The sequence below is a fragment of the Chelativorans intermedius genome (assembly GCF_025398255.1).
Classification (GTDB): Bacteria; Pseudomonadota; Alphaproteobacteria; order Rhizobiales; family Rhizobiaceae; genus Chelativorans; species Chelativorans intermedius.
This window is the reverse complement of the sequence record NZ_JAODNW010000020.1, coordinates 114978-126225: the sequence shown is the minus strand read 5'-3', so window position 1 is coordinate 126225 and position 11248 is coordinate 114978. Positions and strand designations below refer to the sequence as shown.

At 69.2% G+C, this 11248-nt stretch carries 15 protein-coding genes; 14 read left to right on the top strand and 1 reads right to left on the bottom strand.

The features are described from left to right. The 8 genes from NYR58_RS15195 to NYR58_RS15160 form a co-directional block, all read left to right on the top strand. Positions 1-258: phage terminase large subunit family protein (locus tag NYR58_RS15195; RefSeq protein WP_261521923.1), on the top strand; the 258-nt coding region annotated here is incomplete at its 5' end. Between the two features lie 4 nt (positions 259-262). Then, complete coding sequence (locus tag NYR58_RS15190) at positions 263-478, top strand: phage head-tail joining protein (RefSeq protein WP_050475360.1); 216 nt, start codon at positions 263-265, stop codon at positions 476-478. 96 nt (positions 479-574) lie between these two features. Next, complete coding sequence (locus tag NYR58_RS15185; protein ID WP_378074690.1) at positions 575-2044, top strand: phage portal protein; 1470 nt, start codon at positions 575-577, stop codon at positions 2042-2044. 4 nt (positions 2045-2048) lie between these two features. Continuing rightward, a complete protein-coding gene (locus NYR58_RS15180) occupies positions 2049-3074 on the top strand; it encodes a head maturation protease, ClpP-related (RefSeq protein WP_261521921.1) in 1026 nt (341 codons plus the stop codon). Between the two features lie 4 nt (positions 3075-3078). After that, positions 3079-3444, top strand: a complete 366-nt coding sequence (locus NYR58_RS15175) for a head decoration protein (RefSeq protein WP_261521920.1) — start codon at positions 3079-3081, stop codon at positions 3442-3444. An 82-nt stretch (positions 3445-3526) separates the two neighbouring features. Then, a complete protein-coding gene (locus tag NYR58_RS15170) occupies positions 3527-4540 on the top strand; it encodes a major capsid protein (protein ID WP_261521919.1) in 1014 nt (337 codons plus the stop codon). Then, a complete protein-coding gene (locus NYR58_RS15165) occupies positions 4540-4851 on the top strand; it encodes a head-tail joining protein (protein ID WP_261521918.1) in 312 nt (103 codons plus the stop codon). Before NYR58_RS15170 ends, NYR58_RS15165 begins: the two co-directional genes overlap by 1 nt. A 5-nt stretch (positions 4852-4856) precedes the next feature. Next, a complete protein-coding gene (locus NYR58_RS15160; protein WP_261521917.1) occupies positions 4857-5486 on the top strand; it encodes a DUF6441 family protein in 630 nt (209 codons plus the stop codon). Between the two features lie 128 nt (positions 5487-5614). On the opposite strand, the gene NYR58_RS15155 is transcribed toward NYR58_RS15160, so the two are convergent. Beyond that, on the bottom strand, positions 5615-6484 hold the full coding sequence (locus tag NYR58_RS15155) for a cation transporter (protein ID WP_013654509.1): 870 nt from the start codon (positions 6482-6484) through the stop codon (positions 5615-5617). A gap of 47 nt (positions 6485-6531) precedes the next feature. On the opposite strand from NYR58_RS15155, the gene NYR58_RS15150 reads away from it, so the two are divergent. From NYR58_RS15150 to NYR58_RS15125, 6 genes are all read left to right on the top strand, one after another. After that, a complete protein-coding gene (locus NYR58_RS15150) occupies positions 6532-6894 on the top strand; it encodes an ArsR/SmtB family transcription factor (protein WP_013654510.1) in 363 nt (120 codons plus the stop codon). 91 nt (positions 6895-6985) lie between these two features. After that, positions 6986-7405: a hypothetical protein gene (locus NYR58_RS15145; protein ID WP_261521911.1), complete on the top strand. Its 420-nt coding sequence runs from the start codon at positions 6986-6988 to the stop codon at positions 7403-7405. 24 nt (positions 7406-7429) lie between these two features. Beyond that, on the top strand, positions 7430-8374 hold the full coding sequence (locus NYR58_RS15140) for a phage tail tube protein (RefSeq protein ID WP_261521909.1): 945 nt from the start codon (positions 7430-7432) through the stop codon (positions 8372-8374). A gap of 2 nt (positions 8375-8376) precedes the next feature. Continuing rightward, entirely contained in the window at positions 8377-8814 is a 438-nt protein-coding gene (locus NYR58_RS15135; RefSeq protein ID WP_261521908.1) for a hypothetical protein, read from the top strand. Continuing rightward, positions 8811-9074 (top strand): DUF7697 family protein, encoded by a 264-nt coding sequence (locus tag NYR58_RS15130; protein WP_261521907.1) that lies wholly within the window; start codon positions 8811-8813, stop codon positions 9072-9074. Before NYR58_RS15135 ends, NYR58_RS15130 begins: the two co-directional genes overlap by 4 nt. A gap of 44 nt (positions 9075-9118) precedes the next feature. Next, positions 9119-11242 carry a tape measure protein gene (locus tag NYR58_RS15125; protein ID WP_261521906.1) on the top strand — a complete coding sequence of 708 codons (2124 nt, stop codon included), beginning with the start codon at positions 9119-9121 and terminating at the stop codon, positions 11240-11242. The last annotated feature ends 6 nt before the right edge of the window (positions 11243-11248 follow it).

The following is an 11248-nucleotide window of genomic DNA, read 5'->3' as shown; positions in this document are numbered from 1 at the left end:
AACCGCCGCGGCTTCGCGAGGCTCGAATGGCAGAAGATGCGCGAGCGCAACGAGGCGCTGGACTGCCGGGTCTATGCGCGCGCTGCCGCCTGGATCGCCGGCGCCGACCGCTGGCCCGAGGCGCGATGGGCCGATCTCGAGGCGCAGCTGGGGGTAACGGCGGGCGAGAAGCCCGAGGGAGCCACGCCGACCACGGCGCCGACCGCTCCGCGCATTGCATCTCGCCGGCGCATGGTGCGCTCGAGCTACATGAGGTGATCCGATGGCCACGGCCGCCGAGCTCCGCGCACGCCGCGAGGCGCTTCTGGCGCAGCGCTCCTCGGGCGTGGCCCGCGTGAGCTACGACGGCAAGACCGTGGAGTACCGTAGCCTGGCCGAGATCGACCGGGCGATCGAGGCGCTGGAGCGGGAGATCGCGGCGGCCGAGGGGCGGCGGATCGTGCGGCAGGTCCGTGTGACGACCGGCAAGGGGCTCTGATCGATGGGGCTGTTCGACAGGTTCCGCCGCCGGGCGACCGGCGGCCCCGCGTCCTCCGGGCTTACGCGGCTCCCCCGGAGCCACGGTCCCTCCGGACTGCGCGCCCGCCTCGAGGGGGCCATGGCGCGACGCCGGCTGCGGGGCTGGAACCCGCCCTTGGAGAACATCAACGCGCTGGTGGCCTCGGGCGGGCCGCGACTGCTGGCGCGGGCGCGCGAGCTCGTGGTCACCAACGGCTATGCGGCGAACGCCTGCGAGGCCTTCGCCGCGAACCTCGTCGGCGACGGGATCAAGCCCTCGTCGCTGATCGAGGATGCGGCCCTGCGGGATCGCGTCCAGCGGCTCTGGCTGGCCTGGACCGACGAGGCGGATGCGGACGGGTTGACCGACTTCTACGGCCTGCAGGCCATGGTGGCGCGGGAGATGTTCGTGGCCGGCGAGTGCTTCGTCCGGCTGCGGCCCCGCCGGGCCGAGGACGAGCTGACGGTCCCACTGCAGATGCAGCTCCTGCAATCGGAGATGCTGCCCTTCGAGAAGACCGGCACCGCGGCGAACGGGAACCGGCTGCGCTGCGGGATCGAGTTCGACGCGATCGGCCGGCGCGTGGCCTATCACTTCCGCCGCCGCCATCCGGGCGACAGCACCGATCAGGGCGCGGTCATCCCCGAGACGGTACGGGTGCCGGCCGGGGACGTGCTGCACATCTACCGGCCGATCGATGCGGGCCAGATCCGCGGCCTGCCGCATATCGCGCCGGCCATGGTGCGGCTGTTCCTGCTCGACCAGTACGACGACGCCGAGCTCGACCGGAAGAAGACCGCGGCGATGTTCGCGGGCTTCATCACCAAGACCGCGCCGGAAGAGCCCATGATGGGAGAGGCGGAGGCGGATCTCGACGGGGCGGCCATCGCGAGCCTCGAGCCCGGCACGATGCAGGTGCTGCTGCCCGGCGAAGACGTGAAGTTCTCGTCCCCGGCGGATGTCGGCGGCGGCTACGAGGCGTTCCAGTACCGGACGCTGCTCTCGGTCGCGGCCTCGCTTGGGCTGCCCTATCACCTCGTCACCGGCGATGTCCGGCAAGCGAACTACTCGAGTCTCAGGGCCGAACTCGTCGAGTTCCGTCGCCGCATCGGCCAGCTGCAGCATGGCGTCATCGTGCACCAGCTCTGCCGGGCAGTCTGGCGGCGCTGGCTGGAGACCGCGGTCCTGTCGGGCGCGCTGGAGGCCGATCCGGCAGAGGTGCGACCGGTGCAGTGGATCCCGCCGCGCTGGGACTGGGTCGATCCGCTGAAGGACATCCAGGCACAGGTGCTGGCGATGGAGGCCGGCATCACGTCGCGGCGCAAAGTGGTCGAGGCCACCGGCTACGACATCGAGGAAATCGACCGCGAGAACGCCGCCGACGCCGCCCGCGCGACAGGTCTCGGCCTTCGCTACCGCACGAGCCCCGGCGAGACGCAGGGCGCCCGCGCGACGCCGGCAACGCGGGCCGAGCCCGGCAACGGCGCCGGCAACGACACGGACGACGGAGCGGCGACGACCGATCCGGCCACCGAACAGGAGTGACGACATGGCAAGCTGGTATGCGATCCGCGCCCGGGGGACCGGTGCGGAAGTAGCAATCTATGACGAGATCGGCGCCTACGGGGTCTCGGCGAAGGGGTTTCTGGCAGAACTGGGCGCGCTGCCTGAGGGCACGCCTGTCGATCTGCGGCTCAACAGCCCCGGCGGATCGGTCTTCGACGCGGTGGCGATCCACAACGCGCTGAAGCGCCACGAGGGCACGGTCACCGTCTGGATCGACGGCATCGCCGCCTCCGCCGCATCCTACGTCGCCATGGCGGGCGACGAGATCGTCATGCCCGAGAACGCCTTCCTGATGATCCACGACCCGGCCGGCCTCGTGATGGGCACGGCCGAGGACATGCGCGCCATGGCCGAGGCGCTCGACAAGGTGAAGGGCAGCCTCGTCTCCGGCTATGCCGCGAAATCCGGCCGGACGCCGGAAGAGGTCTCCGCGCTCATGGCCGCCGAGACATGGTTCGACGCGTCGGACGCCGTGGCGCAGGGCTTCGCCGACCGGCTGATCGAGCCCGTCCGGATCGCCGCGCGCTTCGACATCGGCCGCTTCCGCAACGCCCCGCCGGTGCTGGTCGAGGCTGTCGAAGCTGAAGCGGACACTGGCGAGCAGACCGACGCCGCCGCCCCCGAAGTTTCCGAGGCGACGGACGAAGCTGCCGAAGACGGGCAGGCCGTGGACGCCGAAGGCGATGAGGCTTCCGCCCCCGACGCCCCTCAGCCGCCGGCCGAGACGCCACCGCCCAGCGGCGCGCCGCCGGATCCTGCCGTGATCCGGGCCGAGGCCATTGGCCACGCCCGGGCCGTCATCGATCTCTGCCGCCTTGCCGGCCAGGCGCAGATGGCCGGCCGTTTCCTCGAAGAGGACGCGAGCCTCGATGAGGTGCGCACCGTGCTCCTCGCCGCCAGGGCCGAGGCCGAGCCCGAGATCGCACCCCATCACCCGCAGCCCGGCCGGTCCTCGGCCGCGCGCCCCTGGGGCGAGATCGTCGCCCGCACCTTCAAGCTGAAAGGATGACACCATGACCACGCTCGTCGAAGGCACGCACCCCGGCGGTTTCCTCGTCTGGGAAGCCTTCCGCGACTACACCCGCGAGACGATCACCGTCGCCGCGGGCACGCTTGAGCCCGGCACGGTGCTGGGCAAGATCACCGCGTCCGGCAAATACGCCGCGCACGATCCCGCCGCCGTCGACGGCACCGAGACAGCCGTGGCGGTGCTCTGGGGCAAGGCGGATGCGTCCGGTGGCGACGCACCGGCCGTCGCGCTCATTCGCGGCCCCGCCATCGTCAACCGCCACGACCTCGTCTTCGCGGGCACCCCCAGCGAGGGCGAGATCGCGGCCGCACACACGGCGCTCCTCGCCGCGGGCATCCTCGTCCGCTGACCCGATCCCCATATTCACGCGCGCCCGGACGCAAAACCGGCATCCACTTTTGCTGGGCGCGCTCCAGACAGGAGGCATCCTCATGGCCACCATGGACATCTTCGAAGGCGATGCCTTCACCATTGTCGAGCTCACCCGTGCGCTCGAGAACATCCCCTACAAGCCCGCGCTGCTCTCGGGCTCGGCCCTCTTCAGCCCGCGCGGCGTGCGCTCGCGCACCGTGGTGATCGAGAGCCGCGATGGCACACTCTCGCTGATCCCGTTCTCCGAGCGCGGCTCGGCCTACGAGAGCCAAGTGCCCGACCGGCGCGAGATGCGCGCCTTCGTCTGCCGCCAGTTCAAGAAGCAGGACGTGCTCTGGGCCTCCGAGATCCAGTCCGTCCGCGACTTCGGCTCCGAAAGCGCCACCCAGCAGGTGCAGACCGAGGTGGCTTATCGGCTCAGGAAACTCCGCCAGGACGCCGAGACCACCTTCGAATACCATCTCCTGAACGGCATTCAGGGACTGGTGAAGGACCCCAAGGACCACGCGACGGTGGTGAACTACTTCACCGAGTTCGGCATCACACCGGCGGCCGAGATCGACTTCGACCTCGACAATGCGAGCCCGGCCTCCGGGGCGCTCCGCAAGCGCTGCCAGGCGCTGATCGAGAGCGTCGAGGACTCGATGGGCGGGCTCTCGGCCGGGGCCGTGCAGATCCGCGCCGAATGCGGCTCGGCCTTCTTCGCCGACCTCGTGGCCCACAAGGAGGTGCGGGAGACCTACCTCAACACCGCCGCCGCAGCCGATCTGCGGGGCCGCGTGGCCGATGAGGTCAGCTTCGGCGGCATCACCTTCCGCCGCTACCGGGGTGGCGTCGGCTTCACCGTGCCGACCGACAAGGCGTACTTCTATCCCGAAGGGATCGAGGGGCTGTTCGAGATCTACTACGCCCCGGCCGACACCTTCGAGACGGTGAACACCCTCGGCCAGCCGCTCTATGCCCGGACGATCCCCGACCGGGACCGCGACGAATGGGTGCGGCTGGAGATCGAGAGCAACCCGCTGCCGATTTGCACCCGGCCGCAGGTGCTGCGCTCGGCACGGCGAACCTGATGACCGTCTTCGACGCCGCCCTCGACGCGCTCTTCGCCGACGCTCACCTGGCACGCGACGTGGTCTACACCGCCGAGGGCGGCGCGCCGGTGCTGGTCCGCGCGATCCTGCGCCGACCCGACGACGTCACCGGCTTCGGCGACGCGCGCATCTGGTCGGAAACCACTCGGCTGGATCTGCGCCTCGCGGAGGTGGCGAACCCGCGTCCCGGCGACCGGATCGAGATCGACGGCGAGGCTTTCCTTATCCAGGGCGAGCCCGTCCGCGACCGCGAGCGGCTGGTCTGGACCGTCGATCTGCGCCCGGCTTGATCGCGATGAAGCTGAAGCTCGACATCGCGCCCGATCTCGTCGCCGCCATGGCGGCAGAGGTGAAGGCCGGCGAGAAGGCGGTCACCGCCGCCATGCGCGAGGCCGGCACCGGGCTGAAGACCGCCTGGCGCGGCCAGATCACAGGCGCCGGGCTCGGGCGACGGCTCGCGAACTCGATCCGGAGCCAGACCTACCCGAAGGCCGGCGAAAGCCTGAACGCCGCGGCGCTCGTCTGGTCCAAGGCCCCGGTCATTGTCGGCGCCCACGATACCGGACCGCTGATCCGTTCTAGGGACGGCTTCTGGCTGGCGATCCCGACGCCAGCCGCCGGCCGCGGCCTGCGCGGCGGCAGGATCACCCCCGGCGAATGGGAGCGGCGACGCGGCCTGCGCCTGCGCTTCGTCTATCGTCGCACCGGACCGAGCCTGCTGGTGGCGGAGGGCCGGTTGAACACGAAGGGCCAAGCGGTGGTGTCGCGCTCGAAGACCGGGCGCGGAAAGGTCACCGCGCCGATCTTCCTGCTGGTACCTCAGGTCAAGTTGCCGAAGCGGCTTGATCTGGCGAGGGATGCCGAGCGGGCGCACGACGCGGTACCGGGACTGATCGTGGCGAATTGGGTGGAGGCGAAACTATAGTCGGACGCGCCGGAAAAAGGATCTGGAGCCCTGACAGGCCCCGTCTATCTCGGCGGCCGAGAGATCGTATTCTGGTCCTGATGCCGCCTGCACGATCCGGCGCCCGAAGCCCGGTGACCGGCGTGGCCTCACGTGGCCACCCGCAAATCGGCCCGCGCGTCGCGGATGATCGACCACGAGGATTGCAGAAACAGCCCGGCGATCACTGCCGCTACAACGAGGTCGGGCCATGCCGTGTTAGTCCAGGCGACCAGACCCGCTGCCACGACGACCGCTGCATTGCCGATGGCGTCGTTGCGCGAGAACAGCCAGACGGCCCGAACGTTGGCATCTCCGGCCCGGTGGGGCAGCAACGGCAGAACGGCAACCACGTTGACCACGAGCGCGATCACGGCGAACAGGCCCATCAGTTCAGCTTCAGGCTGCTGCTGAACCAGTACGCGGTAGGCCGTGTTGGCGAGGACCCCGAGACCGAGCGCCCCGAGAAACAAGCCTTGGATCAGAGCGGAACGGGCTCGCCAGACCAGGCTCCAGCCGATCGCCAGAACCCCAAGGAAGGTGATCAGGCCATCGCCGAGGAAATCGAGCGCATCGGCTTTCAGGGCCTGCGATCCGGAAATGAAGCCGCCAACCATCTCGATGAGGCCGTAGCCCACGTTCAGCACGATCACGATCCACAGCGCACGCCGGTAGGCCGGGGTGATATGGCTCAAGTCCTTCGGAAGATCGTCGATGTCTCCCTCGTGATCAGCTTCGGGTCCGCCCAGCCGATCCAGTCGGTAGCCGATGCCCGACACCGCACGCTCCACTTCGGGCAGCTGCAAACTCAGGTCGGATACATGCACCGTCATGATCTGCGTGGCAGTCGAGACTTTCACGTCCTCGACCCCGGCCGACCGCACCGCCTTCTCGATCTTCGCGGCGCATGACGGGCAGTCCATGCCGGTGACTCTGTAGCGCGCGTGCTCAGCGTTGCTCATTGTGGCCGTTTCGCTCATTACGATCTTCCGTGGACAGACGAGGCTATATATCATTGCAGACTGATATGTCGAGCGAGACCGGAATCCTTCAGCAGGCTGATGCTCAAGTCGTCGAGTTGCGGGCGAAGCTTTTCCGCGGCTTGGCTGACTTCTCGCGCATGTCGATTTTGGCCGCTCTGCGTGACGGCCCGCTTTCGGTTGGGGAGATCGTTGGCGCCACCGGCCTGTCGCAGTCGAACGCCTCAAACCACCTGCGGTGCCTGAGCGAATGCGGGCTGGTTGTCGGAGAACCGGACGGTCGGTTCGTCCGGTATCGGTTGAGCGATCCGCGCTTGGACGAACTGATGAGGCTGGCCGACGACCTCCTGGCCGGGACCGCTCGGGGCGTTGACTCGTGCGAGAATTTCAAAGGAACGGGCACGGTCTGATCGACGGCGGACGTCCGCCGTCGTTGGCCTACGATCAAGACCGGGCGACGACGCCCGGTGCTGTGCCATTCGGATTTTCTTCGGTGACTTCATGCCCAGTACACGCGAGGCCACGCTGGCGGCGCTGCACGCACGTCTTTTGGCGTTGCCCGCCACCGCGCTCCGCGGCGAGGTGCTGCCCGAGCGCGTGCCGGCCGAGGGGCTGCTGATCCTGCGCGACGGCGAACCTGGCGAGCCCGAAGTGACGCTCTCGCCCTTGCGCTATCACTACCAGCACCGGGCCGAGATCGAGGCCGTGGTGCAGGGCGCGAGCCGGGACACGGCTTTTGATACGCTCTGCGCCAGTATCGGCGCGGCGCTCGCCGCCGACCGCACGCTCGGCGGTCTCTGCGACTGGGTCGAGGCGGAAGCCCCGCAGCCCGTCGATCTGCCGGTGGACGGCGCGGCCAGCCTGAAGGCCGCCGTGATCCCGGTGGTGCTGCACTATTCCACGGCCGACCAGCTGGCCTGACCCCGACAACCCGAGGAGAACACCATGGCACGAGCCCAGGGGGCGCGGGCGCTGATGGCGCTTGCGTTCGAAACGACCTATGGAACGCCGCCCGCGAGCGGCTTCACCCGCATGCCCTTCGCCAGCACCTCGCTGGGGGCGGAACAGCCGCTGCTGAACTCGGAGCTTCTGGGTTACGGCCGTGATCCTCTTGCGCCCATCAAGGATGCAGTGACCGCCGATGGCGATGTAGTGGTGCCGATCGACGCCGAGGCCTTCGGCTTCTGGCTGAAGGCGGCCTTCGGGGCGCCGACCACCACCGGAAGCTCGCCCGGTCCATATACCCATACGTTCCAGTCCGGCAGCTGGACCCTACCCAGCATGGCGATCGAGACCGCCATGCCCGAGGTGCCGCGATACGCCATGTATTCCGGCGTGGTGCTGGACCAGCTCAGCTGGCAGATGCAGCGTTCGGGCCTGCTCACCGCCACCGCGCGGCTGGTGGCGCAGGGCGAGACGGTGGCCACGACGAGCGGTGCGGGAACGCCGGCAGAGCTCGACCTGATTCGTTTCGGCCATTTCAACGGCTCGATCAAACGCAACGGCACCGCCCTGGGCAACGTGATCTCGACCGAGATCACCTATGCCAACAATCTCGACCGGATCGAGACCATCCGTGCGGACGGCATGATCGACGGCGCCGATCCCTCGATCGCCGCGCTCACCGGCCGCACCGAGGTGCGCTTTGCCGACAGCACGCTCGTCAGCCAGGCGATCAGTGGCACCCCCTGCGAGCTGGAATTCGCCTACGGCCTGACCTCGGGCCAGAGCTTCACCTTCACCGTCCACGCCGTCTATCTGCCGCGCCCGCGCATCGAGATCTCCGGGCCGCAGGGCGTGCAGGCCAGCTTCGACTGGCAGGCCGCTCGCGACGCGACGCTCGGGCGGATGTGCACCGTCACCCTCGTCAATGATGTGGAGAATTACTGACCATGATCCGTCTCGACCTTTCCAGCGGGCCGAAATGGCTCGATCTGGGCCCCGGCCTGCGCCTGCACCTCCTGCCCGTCACAACCGCGATCATGGTCGCCGCGCGCAACGACCCAGTTGTCGAGGCGCTGCCCGAAGGGGCGAGCAAGGAGGAGCAGGCGCTGGTCATGGCGAAGGCGGTCGCCCGCCGCGTGGTCACCGGCTGGGAAGGTGTCGGCGATGCCGACGGCAATCCCGTTCCCGTCACACCGGAAGGGATCGACGCGCTTCTGGACATCTGGCCGGTGTTCGAGGCCTTCCAGACCCGCTGCCTCGCGCCGCACCTGATGCTGGACGCGGAAAAAAACGCCTCCGCGCCCTCGCAGACTGGCACTTCGGCGGGGGCGAAAGCTACTGCGCGGCCTGCGAAGGCCCGTGCCCGGACTGCCCGGCGCGGGTGAACCAGCCTCTGACACTCGAAGGCTGGCAGGTCTGGGATCTGGCACAGCGCCTGACCGGGCAGCTTCGCATCGCAACCGGCATGGGCGGCGCCACGGTGCTCGGCTGGGACATGGGGGCGGCACTCACTATCGCGCGGGCGCTCGGGGTCGATCCGCTGATCGCTGCCGAATGCCTGCCCGACATCGAGGCCGTGATGGTCCGCAAGCTCAACGAACAGATGGCGTCCGGTGCCCGGTCGGCGCCGGGGCCGGAGCGATGAGCCCGGCCCACAAGCCTCGTCCCGCGCGTCAGGAACAATGAGCCATGGCCCAGAAACGCGTCTCCGTCCGCCTCGTCGCCGAGGGCGGTCGGCAGGTGAAGGCCGAGTTCCAGGGCGTGGGCGACGCGGGCGAGAGCAACTTCAGGCGGATCGAGCGGCAGGCCGATGTCACCGGCGCGGTGGTGCGCCGGGTCGTGGGCATTCTTGGTGCGGCGATCAGCACCCGCCAGCTCGTCGCCTATGCCGATACCTGGACCGACCTGCGCTCGCGGGTCGATCTGGCCACCGGCTCGCAGGAAGCGGGCGCAGCCGTCATGGACCGGCTCGCTGCCATGGCGCGCCGGACCTATTCGAGCCTGGGGCAGACCACCGAATCCTGGCTCGCCAACGCCACGGCGCTGCGCGAACTGGGGCTGACGACGGCGGAAAGCCTCGATTTCACCGAGGCGCTAAACAACGCCATGGTGGTTTCGGGCGCGCGGGCGGAGCGTGCGGCTTCGGTCCAGAACGCGCTGTCGAAGGCCATGGCCCTCGGCACGCTCAGCGGCGACAACCTCAACACCGTGATCCAGAGCGGCGGCCGGCTTGCGGAACTGCTGGCCTCCGAGCTTGGCACCACCGTCTCGGGCCTGCGCAGCCTTGGCCAGCAGGGGGCGATTACCGGCGATGTCATCCGCACGGCGCTGATCGGCAATCTCGAGCTGCTGCGCGAGGAAGCCGACAGCATGCCGGCGACCATCGGCGATGCCTTCACGCTGATCGGCAACGCCGCCCTGCAACTGGTCGGGACCTGGGATCAGATGGCGGGCGCTACCTCGACGGTGGCTGAGGGGCTGATCCTGCTGGCCGACAATCTGGAGAGGCTCGCAGCCATCGGCATCGCCTTCGCGGCCTTCATGGCCGGGCGCTGGGTCGCGGCGTTCGTTGCCGCCCGTGTCGCGACCTTCAGCCTGTCGGGTGCGCTCACGCTCCTGCGCGGCGCGATCATCCGCACCGGGATCGGCGCGCTGATCGTCGGTGCGGGCGAGCTGATCTACCAGTTCACCAGGCTCGTGCGGGGCGCGGGCGGTTTTGGCGAGGCGCTGGAACTCATGGGCAATGTCGCCCGCGCGGTCTGGGACGGGATCAAGCTTACCGTCAGCTCCTTTGTCGACGACTTCCGCGCCATGCGTGCCGATATCGAGGCTATCTGGCTGCGGCTCATGGCGTATCTCTCGCAAAAATGGGCCGACTTTCTTGCCCGGATCGGGCCGACCTTCAACGCGGTCTCCGAGCGCATCGGAGCAGATGCCCGGATCGATGTCTTCGGGGCGCAAAGCTATGCCTCTTACCTGGAGCACGCCGCGAGCAATGCCGGCCACCAGGCCGATGCCCTGCGAGCCCGCGCGGCCGAGACCCGTGCCCATGCCTTCGACGGCGTGCGCGAGGCCGTGGAGGCGTTGCGCGCGGCGATGCGGACGAGCGGGGAGGAGGGTGCGGGCGCGCTTGACGAGGCGGCCGCCGCCGCGGATCGGGTCGCGGATGCCCTCGATACCGCCGATCAGTCCGCGCGTGCCGCCGCTGCGGCCAACGTGGAGAGTGCGGCCCAGGCGGCCACTGGTTGGCAGGCTGTCACGGAGGCGCTGTCGGAGTATGCCAGCAAGGCGCGCGAGATCGGCGGGGACATCGGCCAGAGCCTCGTCAGCGCCTTCCAGTCGGCCGAGAACGCGGTGGGTGAGTTCGTCAGGACCGGCAAGCTGAACTTCAGCGATCTCGTCACCTCGCTGCTGGCCGACCTCGCAAAGCTCGGGGCGCGCCGCTTCATCCTGGGGCCGATCGCGGACGCGCTCGGAGGCATCCTTGGCGGTGCGGGCGGGATATTCGCCGACGTCCTGCATGGTGGGGGCGTGGTGGGATCGGCCGGGGCCGCGCGCATGGTTCCGGCCATGGCTTTCGCTGCTGCGCCAAGGATGCATTCCGGCGGGACACTCGGCCTGCGCCACGACGAGGTGCCGGCCATCCTGCAACGCGGCGAGCGGGTGCTGTCGCGGCGCGAGGTGCAGGCCTGGGGCGCGGGTGGTGTCACCATCAACATCAATGCCCGCGACGCCGAGAGTTTCCGGCAGTCGCGCACGCAGATCGCGGCCGACATTGCCCGCGCGGTTTCCCTTGGGCGGAGGGGGCTTTGAGCGCTG

What these genes read in the sequence shown, in the direction of transcription:
- NYR58_RS15150 (WP_013654510.1), top strand. Translation starts at nt 6,532, where the DNA reads ATGTCGAGCGAGACCGGAATCCTTCAGCAGGCTGATGCTCAAGTCGTC.
- NYR58_RS15190 (WP_050475360.1), top strand. Translation starts at nt 263, where the DNA reads ATGGCCACGGCCGCCGAGCTCCGCGCACGCCGCGAGGCGCTTCTGGCG.
- NYR58_RS15125 (WP_261521906.1), top strand. Translation starts at nt 9,119, where the DNA reads ATGGCCCAGAAACGCGTCTCCGTCCGCCTCGTCGCCGAGGGCGGTCGG.
- NYR58_RS15155 (WP_013654509.1), bottom strand. Translation starts at nt 6,484, where the DNA reads ATGAGCGAAACGGCCACAATGAGCAACGCTGAGCACGCGCGCTACAGA.
- NYR58_RS15180 (WP_261521921.1), top strand. Translation starts at nt 2,049, where the DNA reads ATGGCAAGCTGGTATGCGATCCGCGCCCGGGGGACCGGTGCGGAAGTA.
- NYR58_RS15140 (WP_261521909.1), top strand. Translation starts at nt 7,430, where the DNA reads ATGGCACGAGCCCAGGGGGCGCGGGCGCTGATGGCGCTTGCGTTCGAA.
- NYR58_RS15165 (WP_261521918.1), top strand. Translation starts at nt 4,540, where the DNA reads ATGACCGTCTTCGACGCCGCCCTCGACGCGCTCTTCGCCGACGCTCAC.
- NYR58_RS15160 (WP_261521917.1), top strand. Translation starts at nt 4,857, where the DNA reads ATGAAGCTGAAGCTCGACATCGCGCCCGATCTCGTCGCCGCCATGGCG.
- NYR58_RS15145 (WP_261521911.1), top strand. Translation starts at nt 6,986, where the DNA reads ATGCCCAGTACACGCGAGGCCACGCTGGCGGCGCTGCACGCACGTCTT.
- NYR58_RS15175 (WP_261521920.1), top strand. Translation starts at nt 3,079, where the DNA reads ATGACCACGCTCGTCGAAGGCACGCACCCCGGCGGTTTCCTCGTCTGG.
- NYR58_RS15135 (WP_261521908.1), top strand. Translation starts at nt 8,377, where the DNA reads ATGATCCGTCTCGACCTTTCCAGCGGGCCGAAATGGCTCGATCTGGGC.
- NYR58_RS15170 (WP_261521919.1), top strand. Translation starts at nt 3,527, where the DNA reads ATGGCCACCATGGACATCTTCGAAGGCGATGCCTTCACCATTGTCGAG.